The sequence below is a fragment of the Citrobacter sp. Cb004 genome (assembly GCF_030337065.1).
In the GTDB taxonomy this organism is placed as follows: Bacteria; Pseudomonadota; Gammaproteobacteria; order Enterobacterales; family Enterobacteriaceae; genus Citrobacter; species Citrobacter braakii.
In genome coordinates, this window is the sequence record NZ_JAOWCH010000050.1 from 172,818 (window position 1) to 192,985 (window position 20,168).

Here is a 20,168-nt window from a genome sequence, read left to right on the forward strand (position 1 = left end):
CGGCCTACCGTTCGATTCACCGTCGGCAATATTCTCAAAGCAGGAGTTATGTCATGAGTAAACTGTTCGATCGCTTTCGCTACTTTAAACAAAAGGGCGATACGTTTGCCGATGGGCACGGGCAAGTGATGCACACCAACCGGGACTGGGAAGACAGCTATCGTCAGCGCTGGCAGTTCGACAAAATTGTGCGTTCTACCCACGGCGTTAACTGTACCGGCTCATGCAGTTGGAAAATCTACGTCAAAAACGGACTGGTGACCTGGGAAACGCAGCAAACCGACTACCCGCGTACCCGCCCTGACCTGCCAAATCATGAACCCCGTGGCTGCCCGCGCGGTGCCAGCTACTCCTGGTATCTTTACAGCGCCAACCGTCTGAAATATCCCCTGGTGCGTAAACGTCTGATCGAACTGTGGCGCGACGCCCTGTCCCGCCAGCCCGATCCGGTGCTGGCCTGGGAATCCATTATGAACGACCCGCAAAAATGCCAGAGCTACAAGCAGGTACGCGGGCGCGGTGGTTTTATCCGTTCCAACTGGAAAGAGCTTAATCAGCTCATTGCCGCCGCCAACGTCTGGACGGTGAAAACCTATGGCCCGGATCGCGTGGCCGGGTTCTCCCCGATCCCTGCTATGTCGATGGTCTCCTATGCCGCAGGCACACGTTATCTTTCGCTACTGGGCGGAACCTGCCTGAGCTTCTATGACTGGTACTGCGATTTACCGCCTGCATCACCGATGACCTGGGGCGAACAGACCGATGTTCCAGAATCCGCCGACTGGTATAACTCCAGCTATATCATCGCCTGGGGGTCAAACGTGCCGCAGACCCGTACCCCGGATGCGCACTTTTTTACTGAAGTACGCTACAAAGGCACCAAGACGATTGCCATTACGCCGGATTACTCGGAAGTCGCCAAACTGTGCGACCAGTGGCTGGCCCCCAAGCAAGGGACAGACAGCGCGTTGGCGATGGCGATGGGCCACGTGATTCTGAAAGAATTCCACCTCGACAATCCAAGCGATTACTTCATCAATTACTGTCGTCGCTATACCGATATGCCGATGCTGGTTTTGCTGGATGCCCGGGAAGATGGCAGCTACGTGCCAGGGCGCATGATGCGCGCCTCAGACCTTGTCGATGGTCTGGGTGAAAGTAACAATCCGGAGTGGAAAACCGTGGCCTTTAACACTGCTGGCGAACTGGTGGTCCCGAACGGGTCTATCGGTTTTCGCTGGGGCGAGAAAGGTAAATGGAACCTGGAGCCACTGGCGGCTGGCGCTGAAACAGAACTTTCCCTCTCGTTGCTTGGTCAGCATGATGAAGTGACCGGCGTGGCATTCCCCTACTTCGGCGGCAACGAAAACCCACATTTTCGCAGCGTGAAACAGGAACCCGTGCTGATTCGTCAACTGCCGGTAAAACATCTTACCCTCGCCGACGGCAGCCGTTGCCCGGTGGTGAGCGTCTATGATCTGGTGCTGGCGAATTACGGCCTCGACCGTGGTCTGGATGACGCTCATAGCGCGCAAGATTACAGCGAAGTGAAAGCCTACACCCCGGCCTGGGGAGAGCAAATTACCGGTGTCCCTCGTCGTCATATCGAACAAATCGCCCGTGAGTTTGCCGATACGGCGCACAAAACCCATGGCCGTTCGATGATTATCCTCGGGGCTGGCGTCAACCACTGGTATCACATGGATATGAACTACCGTGGAATGATTAACATCCTCGTGTTCTGCGGTTGTGTGGGACAAAGCGGTGGCGGCTGGGCGCACTATGTGGGTCAGGAGAAACTGCGTCCGCAAACTGGTTGGTTGCCGCTGGCCTTTGCGCTGGACTGGAACCGCCCACCGCGTCAGATGAACAGCACCTCGTTTTTCTACAATCACTCCAGCCAGTGGCGTTATGAAAAACTCACCGCTCAGGAACTCCTCTCTCCGCTGGCTGACGCGTCGAAGTTTAGCGGACATTTGATCGACTTTAACGTACGTGCAGAAAGAATGGGCTGGCTGCCGTCCGCGCCGCAGCTCAACCTCAACCCTCTGACCGTCAAAGCAAAGGCAGAACAAGCGGGAGTGTCGCCAGCGCAATACACTGCACAGGCGCTGAAATCGGGTGAAATTCGTTTTGCCTGCGAGCAGCCGGATAGTGGTAACAACCATCCGCGTAATCTCTTCGTCTGGCGCTCTAACCTGCTCGGCTCCTCCGGTAAAGGGCATGAATACATGCTCAAGTATCTGCTGGGTACCGAAAGCGGGATCCAGGGAGAAGCGCTCGGTTCAAGCGAAGGTATTAAACCTGAAGAGGTGGAATGGCAGTCCGCGGCGATAGAGGGCAAGCTTGATCTGCTGGTAACGCTCGATTTCCGTATGTCGAGTACCTGCCTGTTCTCCGATGTCGTTTTGCCGACCGCCACCTGGTATGAAAAAGACGATATGAACACCTCGGATATGCATCCGTTTATTCACCCGCTGTCGGCGGCGGTCGATCCTGCGTGGGAATCGAAGAGCGACTGGGAAATTTATAAAGGCATCGCCAAAGTCTTCTCTGAGGTTTGCGTCGGGCACCTTGGGCAAGAAACGGATGTGGTATTACAACCGCTGCAACACGACTCCCCGGCAGAGCTGGCGCAGCCGTTTGACATTCAGGACTGGCGTAAAGGCGAATGCGATCTCCTCCCGGGGAAAACGGCGCCCAATATTGCCGTCGTGGAACGTGACTATCCCGCCACCTACGAACGCTTCACTTCGCTCGGTCCGCTAATGGACAAGCTCGGTAACGGCGGGAAAGGTATTACGTGGAATACCCAGACGGAGGTCGATTTCCTCGGCAAGCTGAACTACACCAAACGCGAAGGTCCGGCGAAAGGCCGACCACTGATAGACACCGCGCTGGACGCGTCTGAGGTGATCCTCGCCCTGGCACCGGAAACGAACGGTCAGGTGGCGGTGAAAGCCTGGGAAGCGCTGGGAGCGATGACCGGACGCGACCATACGCATCTGGCGTTGAACAAAGAAGACGAGAAAATCCGTTTTCGCGATATTCAGGCGCAGCCGCGCAAAATCATCTCCAGCCCCACCTGGTCCGGGCTGGAAAGTGAACATGTCTCCTATAACGCAGGCTATACCAACGTCCACGAGCTTATTCCGTGGCGTACCCTGTCCGGTCGCCAACAGTTGTACCAGGATCACGCGTGGATGCGAGCCTTTGGTGAAAGTCTGGTGGCATATCGTCCGCCTATCGATACCCGTAGCGTCAGCAATATGCGCGAAGTTCCACCTAACGGCTTCCCGGAAAAAGCGCTCAACTTCCTGACTCCGCATCAGAAATGGGGGATCCACTCTACCTACAGCGAAAACCTGCTGATGCTGACGCTGTCGCGCGGCGGCCCCATTGTCTGGATCAGTGAGACCGATGCTAAAGAGCTGGGCATTGAGGATAACGACTGGATTGAAGCCTTTAACGCCAACGGCGCGCTCACCGCGCGGGCAGTGGTGAGTCAGCGCGTGCCGCCGGGAATGACCATGATGTATCACGCTCAGGAGCGAATCATGAATATCCCAGGCTCGGAAGTCACCGGTATGCGCGGCGGGATCCATAACTCAGTCACCCGCGTCTGCCCGAAACCCACACACATGATCGGCGGCTATGCGCAACTGGCATACAGCTTCAACTATTACGGCACGGTCGGCTCTAACCGCGATGAGTTCATCATGATTAGAAAAATGAAAAATATTAACTGGCTGGATGATGAAGGTCGCGATCAGGTACAGGAGGCGAAAAAATGAAAATACGCTCACAGGTAGGCATGGTTCTTAATCTGGATAAGTGCATCGGCTGCCACACCTGCTCCGTCACCTGTAAAAACGTCTGGACCGGACGTGAAGGGATGGAATATGCGTGGTTTAACAACGTTGAGACCAAGCCAGGCATTGGCTATCCGAAAAACTGGGAAGATCAGGAAGAGTGGCAAGGCGGCTGGATTCGCGATGTTAACGGGAAGATAAGGCCGCGCCTGGGCGGCAAGATGGGCGTTATCACCAAAATTTTTGCTAACCCGGTGATCCCGCAAATCGATGATTATTACGAACCCTTTACCTACGATTATCAGCATCTGCATAGCGCACCGGAAAGCAAGAATCAGCCCACCGCACGTCCGCGTTCGCTGATAGATGGCAAACGGATGGACAAGATTATCTGGGGTCCTAACTGGGAAGAGTTGCTCGGCGGTGAGTTCTCAAAACGTGCCCGCGACCGTAACTTTGAGAAAATGCAAAAGGAGATGTACGGGCAATTCGAAAACACCTTCATGATGTATTTACCGCGCTTGTGCGAACACTGCCTGAACCCAAGCTGTGTCGCCACCTGCCCGAGCGGTGCCATCTATAAGCGTGAAGAAGACGGCATCGTGTTGATCGACCAGGATAAATGTCGCGGCTGGCGCTTGTGCATCAGCGGTTGTCCGTACAAAAAAATCTACTTTAACTGGAAGAGCGGTAAATCAGAGAAGTGCATTTTCTGCTACCCGCGTATTGAGTCGGGCCAGCCGACGGTATGTTCGGAAACCTGCGTGGGACGCATCCGCTATCTTGGCGTATTGCTGTACGACGCCGACCGCATCGAAGAAGCAGCCAGCACCGAGCATGAGACCGATCTCTACGAGCGTCAGTGCGATGTGTTCCTCAATCCACACGACCCGGCGGTCATTGAAGAGGCGTTAAAACAAGGTATTCCGCACAACGTCATCGAAGCGGCCCAACGTTCGCCCGTTTACAAGATGGCGATGGACTGGAAGCTGGCGCTGCCGCTGCACCCGGAATACCGCACCCTGCCGATGGTCTGGTATGTACCGCCGTTGTCGCCGATTCAGTCGGTCGCTGACGCGGGGGGACTGCCGCACAATGGCAACATTCTGCCAGCGGTTGAATCACTGCGAATTCCGGTTCAGTACCTTGCCAACATGCTTAGCGCGGGCGATACCGGTCCGGTACTGCGGGCGCTAAAACGAATGATGGCCATGCGCCATTATATGCGTTCGCAAACCGTAGAAGGCGTTACGGACACCCGCGCGATTGAGGAAGTGGGTCTGACCGTTGAGCAGGTTGAAGAGATGTATCGCTATCTGGCCATCGCCAACTATGAAGACCGCTTCGTGATCCCGACCAGCCACCGTGAAATGGCGCGTGATGCGTTCCCGGAGAAAAACGGTTGCGGATTTACCTTTGGCGACGGCTGCCATGGCTCAGATACCAAATTCAACCTGTTTAACAGCAGCCGTATTGACGCCATCGACATCACCGAAGTGCGCGATAAAGCGGAGGGTGAATAATGCAAATCCTGAAGGTTATCGGCCTGCTGATGGAATATCCCGACGAGTTGCTGTGGGAGTGTAAAGACGAGGCGCTGGCGCTTGTGGCCAGCGATGCCCCAATGCTTACCGAATTTAGCCAGGGACTGCTCAATGCGCCATTACTGGATAAACAAGCCGAATGGTGTGAGATATTTGACCGGGGCCGGGCCACCTCTCTGCTGCTGTTTGAGCACGTGCACGCCGAGTCTCGCGATCGGGGCCAGGCGATGGTTGATCTGTTGGCGCAGTACGAAAAGGTCGGACTGCAGCTCGACTGCCGCGAACTGCCGGATCATCTGCCGCTGTATCTGGAGTACTTAAGCGTGTTGCCGGAAGCGGAGGCCAAAGAAGGATTGCAGAACGTCGCACCGATTCTGGCGCTGCTGGGTGGGCGTTTGAAACAGCGTGATACGCCGTGGTATCAACTGTTTGACGCCCTGCTATTGCTTGCCGGAAGCCCTCTTTCAAGTGACAGTGTCACTAAACAGGTTGGCACGGAAACCCGCGACGATACCCGACAGGCGCTGGATGCCGTCTGGGAAGAGGAACAGGTGAAGTTTATCGAGGATAACGCCACCGCCTGTGACAGTTCACCGTTACAAAACTATCAACGACGCTTTAGCCAGGACGTGGCACCTCAGTATGTCGACGTCAGCGCGGGAGGCCCGAAATGATACAGTACCTGAACGTCTTTTTTTACGATATCTACCCGTACCTGTGCGGCACGGTGTTTATCCTCGGCAGTTGGCTACGCTATGACTACGGGCAATACACCTGGCGGGCCTCTTCCAGCCAGATGCTGGACAAACGCGGCATGGTGTTATGGTCAAACCTGTTCCACATCGGCATTCTGGGGATCTTTTTCGGGCACTTGTTTGGCATGTTAACCCCGCACTGGATGTATGCCTGGTTCCTGCCGATTGCGGTGAAGCAGCAGATGGCGATGATCGCCGGTGGGCTCTGTGGCGTGCTGACGCTGGTCGGTGGCGCTGGCTTGCTGGTACGTCGTTTGACCAATCCGCGCATTCGTGCAACCTCCTCCACTGCCGATATCCTGATCCTCTGCGTTCTGCTGATTCAGTGTATCCTCGGCTTAACCACCATCCCATTCTCTGCGCAGCATCCTGACGGCAGTGAAATGCTGAAACTGGTAGGTTGGGCGCAGTCGGTGGTGACTTTCCAGGGCGGCGCGTCTGCGCATCTGGATGGCGTGGCGTTGATTTTCCGTGTGCATCTGGTTCTGGGGATGACTATCTTCCTGCTGTTCCCGTTCACACGCCTGGTTCACGTGTGGAGTGCGCCATTTGAGTACTTTACCCGCCGCTATCAAATAGTGCGTTCACGCCGATAAATCCGCATTGAAATGTCGGGTGACGACACGCCTTATCCGGCCTACAACCAGGCACCGTAGGCCGGATAAGATAGCGATCATCGCCATCCGGCATTTTGCACGTTATGATGCTTCTCCATTCCAGGGAGAACGTTAATGAAACCACAGGTTTACCACGTCGATGCCTTTACCTCGGTACCCTTTCGCGGCAATTCAGCAGGCGTGGTTTTGCATGCTGACGGACTGAGCGAAGCGCAGATGCAACTCATTGCTCGCGAGCTGCGTCATTCGGAAACCGCTTTCCTACTGACCAGCGACGACAGCGATGTTCGCATCCGCTATTTCACGCCGACGGTCGAAGTTCCTATCTGTGGGCATGCTACCGTCGCTGCACATTATGTGCGGGCAAACGTGCTTGGCTTGGGCAACAGTACAGTCTGGCAAACCTCGCTGGCTGGTCGTCATCGGGTGGATATCGAAGCTACCGGGAAAGACTATCGTATCAGCCTTGAGCAAGGCGTACCCGGATTTGAACCTCCGCTGGAAGGGGCTATTCGTAGTGCGATTATCGAGGCCCTACACCTGAGCGAAGACGATATGCTGGCAGGCTTGCCGATTCAGGTTGCTACCACCGGGCATTCGAAAGTGATGATTCCGCTTAAGCCCGAGGTGGACCTCGACGCCCTTTCCCCTGATTTGCAGGCTTTGACAGCCATCAGCCAACAAATTGGCTGTAACGGCTTCTTTCCTTTTCAAATCCGCCCGGGCGAAAACGCCACCGATGGCCGCATGTTTTCGCCTGCAATTGGGATTGTGGAAGACCCGGTTACCGGCAATGCCAACGGTCCAATGGGCGCGTGGTTGGTTCACCAGGGGCTGATGGCGCATGATGGGAAAACGTTACGTGTTCAGGGACATCAGGGCCGTGCGCTCGGGCGCGACGGTATTGTTGATGTGACGGTGACTATCCGTGATAACCAGCCAGAAAAAGTCACCATTACCGGTTCGGCGGTGATCCTGTTTCACGCAGAATGGACGATAGATTTTTAATTGTTCCCGTAGGCCGGATAAGGCGATTACGCCAATCCGGCACTAATTCCGATGCCCCTATTTCCCCGCCTCCGGATGCGTATCAAACGCCGCCATTACCGTCGCCAGCTCATCCTGGGTAAACCCATGCTTCACGTCATCCACGCCCAGGCCAAACCGCTCCTGCAACAAAGCATACAGACTGGCGACGTCAGGCAGATTAATCTGTTCTACCGCGTGTCCATCCTGATAATGGGTGAAATGAAAATTGGTTAACGTTAATTTCCCGCCGTCAGGCAGATGACGACACATCAACAGATGATGGCGAAAATGTGATTGCGGCCAGTGAGCGGACCAGAAGTTGCCTATCAGATAATCGCTCTGATGCTGTACGACCAGGTCGAAGCGGTACATTGATTGCCAGTGTTCGTGATGACAGAATTGCAGGATCCAGTCTTCACCTTCCTGAATCAGCCGATATTCGCCGTGTGGTGTCTTCTGCTCAATGTTCGCCTGCAGACGAATCGGCGCCGTCAGCGTCTGCCCGCCGAAGCCAACGTCGGCGATCCACTGCTCCCCCTGCAACTCAACCAGCAACAGACGATGCGTGCGTGGTGGCAGGCTTGGCGGGTTCGCCAATACCACACGTCCGAGAAGACTGCGTACGGTAAAACCGATTTCGCGTAGCGCCCGCTCAAATACTCCGTTCTGTTCAAAACAATAGCCGCCGCGACGCGCCGTCACCAGCTTCTCTTCCAAAGACAAATCGTCAAGCTGCATCTCTCTTGGAAGCAATACATCCAGGTTTTCAAAAGGTATGGCGGCGTTGTGCAGTAAATGCAGCGCCCGTAAGGTTTCAATGTTGACCCTGGCCAAATCTGACCAGCCAATACGGGCAAAATAAGCGGTTAAAAAAGGCGTCATACGGAGTTCCTGTTCAATTAATGCAGTACTTATAACGCATTTTTAATTTTGCGCCGTCGATTTTGTGCGTTGTTCCTCCAGACGAGGCGACAAAATCGCTAATACCGTTAATATCTATGTTTATTGTGGTGTGTTATCTCTCAGCCAAGGAGCATCCATGAGCCATTTTCGTCCGATCGAATTAAAACATGCCAGTCGGTTGCTAAATCACGGCCCAACGATATTAATCACCAGCCGGGATGAGCATACCGAGCGGCGAAATGTGATGGCTGCCGCGTGGTCAATGCCCGTGGAGTTTGAACCACCGCGGATCGCGATTGTTGTCGACAAGACCGCCTGGTCACGTGAGCTCATTGAACGTAGCGGCAAATTCGGCATCGTTATTCCGGGCGTTGCCGCCGCCAACTGGACCTGGGCCGTAGGCAGCGTTTCCGGTCGGGTGGAAGATAAATTCAACTGCTACGGCATTCCCGTGGTGCAGGGACCGGTACTGGGTTTACCGCTGATTGAAGCCAAATGTCTGGCCTGGATGGAGTGTCGCCTGTTGCCTGCCACTGCGGCACAGGAAAAATATGACACGCTGTTTGGTGAAGTGGTCTCGGCTGCCGCTGATGAGCGAGCCTTCGTGGAAGGACGCTGGCAGTTTGATGATGGCAAGCTCAATACCCTGCATCACCTTGGGGCCGGAACGTTTGTCTCCAGTGGAAAACTCATAACAGCAGCTGAATAATGGCACGACAAAACGGGCGGAAAATCCGCCCGTTTTGTCTTACATGCTGTAGCCGGGTTTTTTAATCAACCTGGCCATCTGCGGCGCAATCTCCACATCCCACACGCCCTGCCACGCCTCGGGCTCAATTTCATTAAGCGCCACGCTCACTGAACTGTCTTTGCTTTGCAAATGACGAATAATGACGTCGGTAATATCCGCCGCCAGCGCGGATTTTTGTTCGTCGTTCAGGTCGCGAGGAAAACATTTGATATCGACGTGCGGCATAGCAGATTCCTTATTGTTTTGGGATGCAGGTAACTTATGCGGATTCTCGTTCCACCAGGTGAAATCCAACATCAATAATATCGTCTTCACGCGGAATTTGTTCTATACGATCGGCAAGCAGAGAGGCGGCGCGTTGTCCAATAGCCCGTCTGTCGACGCTGACGGTGGTGATGGCAGGTCGGTTACTGGCGGCAAAGTCGAGATCGCCAAAACCGATTACCGCTAATTCCTGCGGCACGCGTAGACCACGGCTTTCAGCTTCCATGATCGCCCCCTGGGCTAACGTATCTGAGCTACAGACGATGACATCAAACGCGCGTTCAGCCAATAGCTGTGCCAACCCGCTACGCCCCAATGCCAGAGAGGCAGGAAGCGGGACATCCACCTGTGCACCAGCCGCAATACCATGACGGCTCAGCGCATCGCACAGTCCTTGTTTACGCTGGCCTGCCCGGCGATCGGCGGTCCATAGCAAACCAGGACGGCGATACCCTTTTTCCAGCAAATAGTCTGCTACCGCCTGCCCGACTTTTTCATGCGAAAACCCCACCAGCATATCGATGGGCGTTGGCGTTAAATCCCATATTTCCACGACCGGGATGGCCGCATTAAGAATCACCTTTTTCAGCTCGGCGGTATGATGGATACCGGTGAGCACTACACCATCCGGGCGACGAGAAAGCAGCGTCGCCACCAGATCAGCCTCTGTTTGCGGCGTATAACCCGACACGCAGAGCAAGATGTGGTATCCGCGTTCAGCCAGTTCATCGCTTAATGACTGGATGGTATCGACAAACATATTGTTGTTAATTTGTGGGACAACCACAGCGATAAGCTTACTGCGACGCGACGCCAGCCCCCCGGCCAGCGCGTTGGGAATATATCCGGTGGCGCGTACCGCCTGCATCACTTTTTCTACTGTTCTCGGGCGCACCAGTTGCGGGGTATTCAACGCCCTGCTCACCGTCATGGGCGACAATCCCGCGGTACGGGCAACATCTTCCAGCGTGGGTGCGCGCGGAGGTCTGGGATTTTTCACTGTCGATGCCCTTGTCAAAAATCGCTGATTTATCCTGGCATTATTCATCATGATTTCGGCTATTGCCAGCGCCCCTCTACGATAACGCTGAGAAAACAGCAGCTTAGTTAATTAGCGCCATCTGAAATGATAGCGCCATCATAATGACTTGTGCATTTACCCATAAAGTATTGGAATGTGATGCTGTTTACAAGTTACTGCCCTTTTGTCTCAGTATTTGTGAGCGATTGTTCAAAACGCATTCAATTCGCTGGCGCAATGATTGCGCTAACACTAAAAATGTTAGCGCAATCATTTGTTATCACCAGGAGAGATTAGAATGTCTTTAAGTGCGAATTCCGATGCCGTAACGTATGCCAAATCAGCCAATGCAAAAACCGCGGCTGAAACCGGCGACCGTATCGAGTGGGTTAAGCTGTCCCTGGCTTTCCTTCCTCTGGCAACACCCGTGAGCGATGCCAAAGTGCTGACCGGTCGCCAGAAACCCCTAACCGAAGTTGCCATTATTATCGCGGAGATCCGCAGTCGCGACGGGTTTGAAGGCGTTGGATTTAGTTACTCCAAACGGGCTGGCGGCCAGGGAATCTATGCTCATGCCAAAGAAATTGCCGATAACCTGTTAGGCGAAGATCCAAACGATATCGACAAGATCTACACCAAGCTGCTGTGGGCTGGCGCTTCCGTAGGGCGCAGCGGCATGGCGGTTCAGGCTATCTCCCCTATCGATATCGCCTTGTGGGATATGAAGGCCAAGCGTGCAGGGTTGCCGCTGGCAAAACTATTGGGTGCACACCGGGACTCCGTGCAGTGTTACAACACCTCCGGCGGATTCCTGCATACGCCGCTGGATCAGGTGCTCAAAAACGTCGTTATTTCCCGTGAAAACGGCATCGGCGGCATCAAACTCAAGGTTGGTCAGCCAAACTGCGCCGAGGATATTCGCCGCTTAACCGCGGTGCGTGAAGCGCTGGGCGATGACTTCCCGCTGATGGTCGATGCCAATCAGCAGTGGGATCGAGAAACCGCCATTCGTATGGGACGAAAAATGGAGCAGTTCAATCTGATCTGGATTGAAGAGCCTCTGGATGCCTACGATGTGGAAGGTCACGCCCAACTGGCCGCCGCGCTTGATACCCCGATTGCTACCGGTGAAATGCTGACCAGCTTCCGCGAACATGAACAGTTGATCCTCGGTAATGCCAGTGATTTTGTGCAGCCCGATGCACCGCGTGTGGGGGGAATTTCACCGTTTCTGAAAATTATGGACCTGGCGGCGAAACACGGTCGCAAACTGGCTCCGCACTTTGCCATGGAAGTTCACCTGCATCTGTCCGCCGCTTACCCGCTTGAGCCATGGTTGGAACATTTCGAATGGCTGAACCCGTTATTTAATGAACAGCTTGAGCTGCGCGATGGGCGGATGTGGGTTTCCGACCGTCACGGCCTGGGGTTCAGCATCAGCGAGCAGACGCGCCGCTGGACGCAATTAACCTGCGAGTTTGGTAAACGTCCTTAATTTATTTGGCGGGTAAGTAATACCCGCCCTCTTCCCTACAGAAACGCTCTCAACCTTATGAAAGGAGTGGGTGATGAACACAATAATAAAGCGCACAAAAGTGCGTTACGGTATTTTGGTATTTCTGTTTCTTGCCACCGTATTTAATTACGCCGATCGCGCGACGTTATCCGTCGTGGCTCCGATTATGAGCAAAGAATTAGGTTTTGATCCCGAAGCAATGGGGCTGGCCTTTTCTGCCTTCGGTATTTCTTATGTCATTATGCAATTGCCTGGCGGCTGGCTACTTGATCGCTACGGTTCTCGTCTGGTATACGGCTGCGCCCTGATTGGCTGGTCGCTGGTGACCATGTTTCAGGGCACCATTTATCTGTACGCCAGTCCACTTGTGGTATTGATAATCTTACGTTTACTGATGGGTGCCATTGAGGCTCCGGCCTTTCCTGCCAACAGCCGATTAAGCGTGCAGTGGTTTCCTAATAACGAACGAGGATTTGTCACCTCAGTTTACCAGGCCGCGCAATATATCTCGTTAGGGGTAATTACACCGTTAATGACGATTATTTTGCATAATCTCAGCTGGCACTTTGTTTTTTATTACATCGGGGCGATTGGCGTTATTCTTGGCATCTTCTGGCTGGTAAAAGTCAGAGATCCTATGCATCATCCGAAGGTAAACCAGCAGGAAATTGACTATATCCGGGAAGGCGGTGGCGAACCGTCGCTGGGAAATAAAAAAGAGCCACAGAAGATTACCTTTGCGCAAATAAAAAGCGTCTGCGTCAACCGCATGATGATTGGCGTTTACATCGGGCAGTTCTGCGTGACGTCAATCACCTGGTTCTTCCTGACCTGGTTTCCTACCTATCTGTATCAGGCTAAAGGAATGTCGATCCTTAAAGTGGGGTTTGTCGCCAGTATTCCTGCTATTGCCGGTTTTATCGGTGGATTGTTAGGGGGCGTTTTTTCAGACTGGCTATTAAAGCGCGGCTACAGCCTGACGGTTGCTCGTAAGCTACCCGTTATCTGCGGAATGTTACTTTCCTGTGTCATCGTTATCGCTAACTACACCTCGTCAGAATTTGTGGTTATCGCGGCGATGAGTCTGGCATTTTTCGCCAAAGGCTTTGGCAATCTGGGATGGTGCGTACTTAGCGATACTTCACCAAAAGAAGTGCTCGGCATTGCTGGCGGCGTATTCAATATGTGCGGCAATATGGCGAGTATTATCACGCCGCTGGTGATCGGCGTCATTCTGGCGAATACCCAGTCATTCGATTACGCCATTCTGTACGTCGGTTCGATGGGGCTGATTGGCCTGATTTCTTATCTGTTTATCGTGGGGCCACTGGATCGTATTACGCTGAGCCCGTCCGTCGCGTAATGTAAGCTTATGGCGATAGTTCGCCCGCTGTTCCGGGATTTGCACTCCTGCGGAACAGCGTTTTTTTGTTTAAATAATCTTATTATTTTTCAGTACAGTACGCAGTCGCGGGTGCTGGCAAACCGCGTCAGCGATGGCGCTGATATTGGGCGTGTTGTCCTGAAACCAGTCATGCCCTGGCCCCCAGGTGCGCATAACGGCAATATAAACGTCCAGCAGTGTTAGCTGATCGCCGAACGCGTACGGCTCAGCGATTAGCTGGTCGTTCAACCACATATAAAGTGATTTGCGGTACTCAATACAGTTCTTTTTTAACTGCGCCGCGGCGTCTGGTACCCAGCGTTGTGGATAATCGGCATAGGTAAACGTTGGATAGACATTTGCCACCAGCCATATCAACAGACGCTGAAACTGCTGGCGCTCAGCGTGCCCAACGGGTGGCGCAAGTTCAGGACAACGATCGAGGATCATCAGGGCGATCGCCGCCGTTTCCGTCATCACGTTACCATTTTCCAGTATCAGTGTGGGCACCTGGCACAACGGATTCATTTTTTTAAGCAACTCCCGCGAAGGCCCGTCGCGGTCAAAACCATCAACATCAATAAAGCTGTAAGGGATCTCCGCCAGTGTGAGCATCACTTCACTGATGGCCGATCCCCAGCCCGGCACCCCATAGACCCTAATCATGCTGCAACCCCCAAAGTTAAAACCCTAAGTGTAGAGCAGCATTCGTCAGTCTATGCAGGCCTGCCTATCTTTCCCTGCAAGTTCACAGCACTTTCGACAAGAATTGCTGGGTGCGCGTGTGGCGTGGATGATTCAGCACCTGCTCGCTGCTGCCCTGTTCGACAATTTTGCCATCGACCATAAACACCACCTGATCCGCCACTTCCCGGGCGAACCCAATCTCGTGCGTCACCACAACCAGCGTGGTTCCCGACTGCGCCAGTGCTTTGATGACATCCAGAACTTCGCCAACCAGTTCAGGATCCAGCGCTGAAGTGGGTTCATCAAACAGCATAACGCGTGGATTTAGCGCCAGCGCACGGGCTATAGCGATACGCTGCTGCTGACCGCCGGAGAGATGACGCGACCAGGCATCGGCTTTATTACGCAGGCCAACGGCATCAAGCAGAGTTAATGCCCGCTCGGTGGCGGCTTTACGCGATGCCAGACCGTGCGCAATGGGCGCTTCAATCAAATTCTCCAGCACCGTTAAGTGCGGGAACAGATTAAAATTCTGGAACACATAGCCGACGTTAACGCGCTGGCGCAAAATTTCCGCCTCTTTCAGCTCATACAGCTTGTCTCCCTGCCGACGATAACCAATGTAATCGCCATCGATTTGAATAAACCCTTCATCGACGCGCTCCAGATGGTTGATCGTCCGCAAGAGTGTGGATTTCCCTGAACCGGACGGGCCAAGAATAACCGTTACCGTTCCGGGAGGGATCTCCAGCGACACATTATCCAGCGCTTTGTGGCGACCGAAGTATTTGCTGACGCCGGTAATGGAAATATGGCCTTCAGGCGAGTGGGACATGGATGGCCTCCTGCTGCGGACGTTGACGGTTGCGTTTTTCTGCACGGCTCACCCGGGCGGTATTGATTGCGGAACGTCGCTCGCTGCGGGCCAGCGCGCGTTCCACCAGGTGCTGAATTAACGACAGGACGCTGGTGATCACCAGATACCACACCGCACCCACCATCAGCAGCGGGATCACTTCCTGCGTGCGGTTGTAGATCATCTGGATGGTGTAGAACAGCTCTGGCATTGCCAGCACGTATACCATCGCCGTCCCTTTCGCCAGACTGATGATTTCATTGAAGCCAGCAGGCAAAATGGTGCGCAGCGCCTGCGGCAGAATAATTCGCAGCGTACGTCGCCATGCGGGTAAGCCCAGCGCTGCCGCTGCTTCGTACTGGCCGTGGTCAACCCCTAAAAATCCACCACGAATAATTTCAGCGGTATAGGCGCTTTGCACCAGCGTCAGGCCAACCACCGCGGTGGAAAACTGGCCGAGTACATTGATGGTCTCAAAACTGCCCCATTGAATGGGAGTAAACGGAATACCAATCGTCAGCGTGTCGTACAAATAGGAGAAGTTGTACAAAACGATGAGCACCACAATCAGCGGTAACGAACGAAACAGCCAGATGTATCCCCATGCCAGACCGTTCAGCAACCAGGAAGATGAAAGCCGTGCCAGCGCCAGCAGACCACCGATGATAATACTCAACAGGGTACCGATAAGCGTCAGTAGCAGAGTTTGCCCAAGGCCGGACAAGATAACCGGATCAAAGAACCAACGGGCAAACACGCCCCATTCCCAGCGCGGATTAAACGCCACGGACTGGATAATCACCGCCAGGACAAACAAGGCAATGACTGCTCCTGCGGTGCGCATCGGATAGCGCGCCGGTACGACTTTAATACTCTCCGTCGTTTTCATCTTCTCTCCTCAGGCTATTCTGGCCTGACCGGCGATGGTCAACAGTTTGGTAAAGCGCAGCCGGCCATCAAACGGTGGCAGGCTGTACTCTTCGGGATCGCGCGCTGTATCAAATTGCGGATCGTAGCCCTGGCTTAAATAAAGTCGCACGGCCTCCGGCTGGCGAAATCCCGTGGTCAGATAAATCCGGCTGTAGCCCGCCAGCAGCGCCCTGCGTTCCAGCTCCTGCACCACGCGCGCCGCCAGCCCCTGCTGACGCAGGCTGCTTTTCGTCCAGATGCGCTTAATCTCGGCGGTGTCTTTGTCGTAAGGTTTGTAGGCCCCGGTGGCGATAATCTCGCCGCTGCGTTCCAGTACCACGAAAAGTCCCTGCGGTGCCAGATACCATTCGGTCAGCTCCACTTCAGCGTCGCGAGAAAAATAATCGCCATAGCGGGCGGCATATTCACCGAACAGACCGTTCAAAATTGGCTGCAGCTCGCTGGCTTCAGGTGAGACCACGCGAAATTGATCGCTCACGATGACCTCCTTAGTCGCCTAAACCGGCCGGGTTGATTTCAGATTGCGGAATACGTTCCACCCCTTCTCCCCAGCGGTTCAGCACCTTGTCATAGTCGCCGTTGCCAATTACGCCGTTGAGGGCGGTTTGTACCGGCAGAACCAGACCGCTGTCCTTTTTCAGCGTCACAGCGATGTGTGCCGCTTTTGGCCAACCGCCATCAACGCTGCCCACCCGTTGCGTTTTACCGTTGAGTGCAGCTTTCCACGCGCCGATAACGTTAGGACCGAAGTAAGCATCGGCGCGGCCTGACTGTAGGGCCAGGGTTTGCGCGGCATCATCTTTGGTATACACCGGCGTAAACGGCTGCAACCCTTTCTTCACGTTCTCATCGTTCCAGGCGAGCAGGATGGCTTCCTGATTTGTCCCCGAACCGACGATGATGCGCAGACCGGCGATATCTTCTGCCTGCTCGATTTTCTTCAGCTTACTGCCGGTTTTGACATAGAAGCCAAGGGAGTCCTTACGATACGTCGCGAAATCGAATTTCTCTTTGCGGGCTTTGGTGACGGTAATATTGCTGATCGCGGCATCATATTTGCCGGACGTGACGCCCAGCGGCCAGTCTTCCCATGACGTGGGTACGACGTTGAGTTCCAGCCCCAGACTGTCAGCCACCAGACGAGCGATGTCCGCCTCGCTGCCGATCAGTGTCTTATTGTCATCGGCAAAGACGGTCAGCGGCGGCTGGCTTAACCCGGCAATCGCCACGGTGAATTTACCCGGTACGGCCAGGTGCAGGTTCGCGGGCAACTGCGCAATCGCCTGCGGATTTTTTGCCGTATTGATTGGCGTTTTATTGGCTTCCAGGCTTACGCCCGTACCGTTAATAGTCACATCATTTGCCCAGACGTTAGCGCTGAAAGCCAGTGACAGCGCGAGGAAGACTGATTTTTTCTGCATAGCGTTTTTCTCTTATTGTGTGAATTGGTTTGCAGGTGTCGCGAGTCCCAGGCTTGCGCGCAGGGTCGTACCGGGATATTCATGGCGGAACAGGCCACGCGCCTGAAGCACGGGGACAACCTGTTCGACAAAACGTGGGAAGGTATCTGGTGTTCCACCCTGGATGATAAAACCATCTGCGGCTTTTTCGTCGAACCACTGCTGAAGACCATCGGCAACCTGTTGCGGCGTACCGCTGAAACGTGGGCGTGGACTGGCCGCTTCCAGAGCAACCTGGCGTAGCGTTAAGCCACGCTCACGCGCGTTGCGTTTGATCTCATCAGTCGTACTGCGAAAGCTGTTTTGTCCAAGGGAACCCAGATCCGGGAACGGTGCGTCCAGTGGATATTGGGCGAAATCATGATGTTCAAAATAGCGGCCCAGGTAGTTCAGCGCGTCGGTAATAGAGACCAGCGCTGCGGTAGTCTGATACTGCTGCTCAACATCCTCTGCGCTGTCGCCAACAATCACGCTGACGCCCTGGAATATATGCAGTTGTTCGGGATGTCGCCCGGCGTAGGCCAACTGGCTTTTTACATCCTGATAGAACTCTTTGGCCTCCGCCAGCGACTCCTGATGGGTAAAAATAGCATCGGCATGCTGCGCCGCTAATTTCTTACCATCCTGTGAAGCACCCGCCTGGAATATAATCGGACGGCCTTGTGGCGTGCGCCCAATATTTAACGGCCCTGCGACCTGAAAATAATCTCCATGATGGTTAAGCGTATGCAGTTTTTGCGGATTAAAAAATTCTCCGCTTGCCTTATTACGGGTAAAAGCATCATCTTCCCAGGAATCCCACAGTCCTTTCACCACCTGTAAATATTCATCGGCGATACGATAACGCAGGGCATGTTCTGGATGCTGGGCACGGGAATAGTTCTTTGCCGAACCCTCCAGAGGTGATGTGACCACGTTCCATCCGGCTCGCCCCTGGCTGAGATGATCAAGGCTGGCGAACTGCCGTGCGGTAGTAAACGGCTCGCTGTATGACGTGGATACCGTGCCAACCAATCCCAGATTTTGGGTAATGCTGGCCAAAGCAGATAATACCGTCAGCGGCTCAAAGCGATTTAAAAAGTGTGGGATTGATTTTTCATTAATATACAGACCATCGGCGACAAAAATAAAATCCAGCTTCCCTTTTTCCGCAATAAGCGCCGTCTCTTTGACAAAATCAAAATTAATACTGGCATCGGCCTGTGCCGCCGGATGACGCCATGCGGACATATTTCCCGCTGCGCCATGCAGAATAGTGCCGAGCCGTAGTTGCCGATTTTCAGCCATAATAACCCCTACCCAACAGGTAAACTTAAAGATGTGCGAATGCCGTTTTTGCTAGGTAATGTGTGAAAAAGTTAAATCTTTTAACGCAGCTGGTCGTATTGCAAGTCCAGATGAGATATCTGGTATTGTTCTTTTTCTGGCCTCTCCATTAGGGAAGGTGCGAATAAGCAGGTCATTTCTTCCCAAGCTGACTCGCTGATTAAAATTTCGCGGATCTGGGCCGATTTTTTTCCCGCAAACACATCGAATCAGCCTATTTAGGCTATTTTTTCCACCATTTCTGGCGTTATTTCCGGTTTTTACTGAGATCTCTCCCACTGACGTATCATTTGGTCCACCCGAAACAGGTTGGCCAGGGTGAATAACATCGCCAGTTGGTTATCGTTTTTCAGCAGCCCTTTGTATCTGGCTTTCACGAAGCCGAACTGCCGCTTGATGATGCGAAACGGGTGCTCCACCCTGGCACGGATGCTGGCTTTCATGTATTCGATGTTGATGGCCGTTTTGTTCTTGCGCGGATGCTGCTTCAAGGTTTTTACCTTGCCGGGACGCTCGGCGATCAGCCAGTCCACATCCACCTCGGCCAGCTCCTCGCGCTGTGGCGCTCCTTGGTAGCCGGCATCGGCTGAGACAAATTGCTCCTCTCCATGAAGCAGATTACCCAGCTGATTGAGGTCATGCTCGTTGGCCGCGGTGGTGACTAGGCTGTGGGTCAGGCCACTCTTGGCATCGACACCAATGTGGGCCTTCATGCCAAAGTGCCACTGATTGCCTTTCTTGGTCTGATGCATCTCCGGATCGCGTTGCTGCTCTTTGTTCTTGGTAGAGCTGGGGGCCTCAATGATGGTGGCATCCACCAAAGTGCCTTGGGTCATCATGACGCCTGCTTCGGCCAGCCAGCGATTGATGGTCTTGAACAATTGACGTGCCAGTTGATGCTGCTCGAGCAGGTGGCGGAAATTCATGATGGTGGTGCGATCCGGCAGGGCGCTATCCAGGGATAATCGGGCAAACAGGCGCATGGAGGCGATTTCGTACAGGGCATCTTCCATGGCACCGTCGCTCAGGTTGTACCAATGCTGCATGCAGTGAATACGCAGCATGGTCTCCAGCGGATAGGGCCGTCGGCCATTGCCCGCCTTGGGATAAAACGGCTCGATGACAGCGGTCATATTCTGCCATGGCAGAATCTGCTCCATGCGGGAGAGGAAAATCTCTTTTCGGGTCTGACGGCGCTTAGTGCTGAATTCACTATCGGCGAAGGTGAGTTGATGGCTCATGATGTCCCTCTGGGATGCGCTCCGGATGAATATGATGATCTCATATCAGGAACTTGTTCGCACCTTCCCTAG

At 53.9% G+C, this 20,168-nt stretch carries 18 protein-coding genes; 8 read left to right on the forward strand and 10 right to left on the reverse strand.

Annotated elements, in window-relative coordinates:
* The first annotated feature begins 53 nt into the window (after positions 1–53).
* The 5 genes from OGV65_RS09240 to OGV65_RS09260 all read left to right on the forward strand — a co-directional run bounded on the left by OGV65_RS09240 (position 54) and on the right by OGV65_RS09260 (position 7,736).
* Entirely contained in the window at positions 54–3,794 is a 3,741-nt protein-coding gene (locus OGV65_RS09240; RefSeq protein ID WP_103283814.1) for a nitrate reductase subunit alpha, read from the forward strand.
* Positions 3,791–5,335 carry a nitrate reductase subunit beta gene (gene narH, locus OGV65_RS09245; protein WP_019076801.1) on the forward strand — a complete coding sequence of 515 codons (1,545 nt, stop codon included), beginning with the start codon at positions 3,791–3,793 and terminating at the stop codon, positions 5,333–5,335. The genes OGV65_RS09240 and narH overlap by 4 nt, the downstream gene beginning before the upstream one ends.
* On the forward strand, positions 5,335–6,030 hold the full coding sequence (gene narW / locus OGV65_RS09250; RefSeq protein WP_016153117.1) for a nitrate reductase molybdenum cofactor assembly chaperone: 696 nt from the start codon (positions 5,335–5,337) through the stop codon (positions 6,028–6,030). Before narH ends, narW begins: the two co-directional genes overlap by 1 nt.
* Positions 6,027–6,707 (forward strand): respiratory nitrate reductase subunit gamma, encoded by a 681-nt coding sequence (gene narI / locus OGV65_RS09255; RefSeq protein WP_003833047.1) that lies wholly within the window; start codon positions 6,027–6,029, stop codon positions 6,705–6,707. Before narW ends, narI begins: the two co-directional genes overlap by 4 nt.
* A gap of 135 nt (positions 6,708–6,842) precedes the next feature.
* Positions 6,843–7,736 carry a PhzF family isomerase gene (locus OGV65_RS09260; RefSeq protein WP_286454879.1) on the forward strand — a complete coding sequence of 298 codons (894 nt, stop codon included), beginning with the start codon at positions 6,843–6,845 and terminating at the stop codon, positions 7,734–7,736.
* Between the two features lie 57 nt (positions 7,737–7,793).
* Here OGV65_RS09260 and nhoA read toward each other — a convergent pair whose 3' ends face one another.
* Positions 7,794–8,639: an N-hydroxyarylamine O-acetyltransferase gene (gene nhoA, locus OGV65_RS09265; RefSeq protein WP_286454880.1), complete on the reverse strand. Its 846-nt coding sequence runs from the start codon at positions 8,637–8,639 to the stop codon at positions 7,794–7,796.
* A 157-nt stretch (positions 8,640–8,796) separates the two neighbouring features.
* Between nhoA and OGV65_RS09270 the strand changes: the two genes are divergently transcribed.
* Entirely contained in the window at positions 8,797–9,369 is a 573-nt protein-coding gene (locus OGV65_RS09270; RefSeq protein ID WP_016156553.1) for a flavin reductase family protein, read from the forward strand.
* A 39-nt stretch (positions 9,370–9,408) separates the two neighbouring features.
* On the opposite strand, the gene pptA is transcribed toward OGV65_RS09270, so the two are convergent.
* A complete protein-coding gene (pptA, locus tag OGV65_RS09275; RefSeq protein ID WP_047358141.1) occupies positions 9,409–9,636 on the reverse strand; it encodes a tautomerase PptA in 228 nt (75 codons plus the stop codon).
* Between the two features lie 34 nt (positions 9,637–9,670).
* The gene (locus OGV65_RS09280) at positions 9,671–10,723 is read right to left on the reverse strand and encodes a LacI family DNA-binding transcriptional regulator (RefSeq protein WP_407056484.1); all 1,053 of its coding nucleotides are present in this window, start codon (positions 10,721–10,723) and stop codon (positions 9,671–9,673) included.
* A 271-nt stretch (positions 10,724–10,994) separates the two neighbouring features.
* On the opposite strand from OGV65_RS09280, the gene OGV65_RS09285 reads away from it, so the two are divergent.
* Both OGV65_RS09285 and OGV65_RS09290 read left to right on the forward strand, forming a co-directional pair.
* Positions 10,995–12,191 (forward strand): L-talarate/galactarate dehydratase, encoded by a 1,197-nt coding sequence (locus tag OGV65_RS09285; RefSeq protein WP_016153126.1) that lies wholly within the window; start codon positions 10,995–10,997, stop codon positions 12,189–12,191.
* A gap of 73 nt (positions 12,192–12,264) precedes the next feature.
* Complete coding sequence (locus OGV65_RS09290; RefSeq protein ID WP_286454882.1) at positions 12,265–13,575, forward strand: MFS transporter; 1,311 nt, start codon at positions 12,265–12,267, stop codon at positions 13,573–13,575.
* Between the two features lie 69 nt (positions 13,576–13,644).
* Here OGV65_RS09290 and OGV65_RS09295 read toward each other — a convergent pair whose 3' ends face one another.
* From OGV65_RS09295 to OGV65_RS09320, 7 genes are all read right to left on the reverse strand, one after another.
* Complete coding sequence (locus tag OGV65_RS09295) at positions 13,645–14,262, reverse strand: glutathione S-transferase family protein (protein WP_286454883.1); 618 nt, start codon at positions 14,260–14,262, stop codon at positions 13,645–13,647.
* Positions 14,263–14,344: 82 nt separating this feature from the next.
* Positions 14,345–15,118 carry an amino acid ABC transporter ATP-binding protein gene (locus OGV65_RS09300; RefSeq protein ID WP_016153129.1) on the reverse strand — a complete coding sequence of 258 codons (774 nt, stop codon included), beginning with the start codon at positions 15,116–15,118 and terminating at the stop codon, positions 14,345–14,347.
* Positions 15,102–16,028 (reverse strand): amino acid ABC transporter permease, encoded by a 927-nt coding sequence (locus tag OGV65_RS09305; protein WP_103766311.1) that lies wholly within the window; start codon positions 16,026–16,028, stop codon positions 15,102–15,104. Before OGV65_RS09305 ends, OGV65_RS09300 begins: the two co-directional genes overlap by 17 nt.
* Before the next feature lie 9 nt (positions 16,029–16,037).
* On the reverse strand, positions 16,038–16,547 hold the full coding sequence (locus tag OGV65_RS09310) for a GNAT family N-acetyltransferase (protein WP_016153131.1): 510 nt from the start codon (positions 16,545–16,547) through the stop codon (positions 16,038–16,040).
* A gap of 10 nt (positions 16,548–16,557) precedes the next feature.
* Entirely contained in the window at positions 16,558–17,490 is a 933-nt protein-coding gene (locus OGV65_RS25490; protein ID WP_019076809.1) for an ABC transporter substrate-binding protein, read from the reverse strand.
* 12 nt (positions 17,491–17,502) lie between these two features.
* Positions 17,503–18,816 (reverse strand): LLM class flavin-dependent oxidoreductase, encoded by a 1,314-nt coding sequence (locus tag OGV65_RS25495; RefSeq protein WP_016153133.1) that lies wholly within the window; start codon positions 18,814–18,816, stop codon positions 17,503–17,505.
* A 299-nt stretch (positions 18,817–19,115) separates the two neighbouring features.
* Positions 19,116–20,096, reverse strand: coding sequence for an IS5-like element ISKpn26 family transposase (locus OGV65_RS09320; protein WP_000019445.1), 981 nt, complete (start codon positions 20,094–20,096; stop codon positions 19,116–19,118).
* Positions 20,097–20,168: the final 72 nt, after the last annotated feature.

Bases quoted from the DNA above. Each gene is read 5' to 3' on its own strand.
- OGV65_RS09240 (WP_103283814.1), top strand. From the start codon at position 54: ATGAGTAAACTGTTCGATCGCTTTCGCTACTTTAAACAAAAGGGCGAT.
- narH (WP_019076801.1), top strand. From the start codon at position 3,791: ATGAAAATACGCTCACAGGTAGGCATGGTTCTTAATCTGGATAAGTGC.
- narW (WP_016153117.1), top strand. From the start codon at position 5,335: ATGCAAATCCTGAAGGTTATCGGCCTGCTGATGGAATATCCCGACGAG.
- narI (WP_003833047.1), top strand. From the start codon at position 6,027: ATGATACAGTACCTGAACGTCTTTTTTTACGATATCTACCCGTACCTG.
- OGV65_RS09260 (WP_286454879.1), top strand. From the start codon at position 6,843: ATGAAACCACAGGTTTACCACGTCGATGCCTTTACCTCGGTACCCTTT.
- nhoA (WP_286454880.1), bottom strand. From the start codon at position 8,639: ATGACGCCTTTTTTAACCGCTTATTTTGCCCGTATTGGCTGGTCAGAT.
- OGV65_RS09270 (WP_016156553.1), top strand. From the start codon at position 8,797: ATGAGCCATTTTCGTCCGATCGAATTAAAACATGCCAGTCGGTTGCTA.
- pptA (WP_047358141.1), bottom strand. From the start codon at position 9,636: ATGCCGCACGTCGATATCAAATGTTTTCCTCGCGACCTGAACGACGAA.
- OGV65_RS09280 (WP_407056484.1), bottom strand. From the start codon at position 10,723: ATGAATAATGCCAGGATAAATCAGCGATTTTTGACAAGGGCATCGACA.
- OGV65_RS09285 (WP_016153126.1), top strand. From the start codon at position 10,995: ATGTCTTTAAGTGCGAATTCCGATGCCGTAACGTATGCCAAATCAGCC.
- OGV65_RS09290 (WP_286454882.1), top strand. From the start codon at position 12,265: ATGAACACAATAATAAAGCGCACAAAAGTGCGTTACGGTATTTTGGTA.
- OGV65_RS09295 (WP_286454883.1), bottom strand. From the start codon at position 14,262: ATGATTAGGGTCTATGGGGTGCCGGGCTGGGGATCGGCCATCAGTGAA.
- OGV65_RS09300 (WP_016153129.1), bottom strand. From the start codon at position 15,118: ATGTCCCACTCGCCTGAAGGCCATATTTCCATTACCGGCGTCAGCAAA.
- OGV65_RS09305 (WP_103766311.1), bottom strand. From the start codon at position 16,028: ATGAAAACGACGGAGAGTATTAAAGTCGTACCGGCGCGCTATCCGATG.
- OGV65_RS25490 (WP_019076809.1), bottom strand. From the start codon at position 17,490: ATGCAGAAAAAATCAGTCTTCCTCGCGCTGTCACTGGCTTTCAGCGCT.
- OGV65_RS25495 (WP_016153133.1), bottom strand. From the start codon at position 18,816: ATGGCTGAAAATCGGCAACTACGGCTCGGCACTATTCTGCATGGCGCA.
- OGV65_RS09320 (WP_000019445.1), bottom strand. From the start codon at position 20,096: ATGAGCCATCAACTCACCTTCGCCGATAGTGAATTCAGCACTAAGCGC.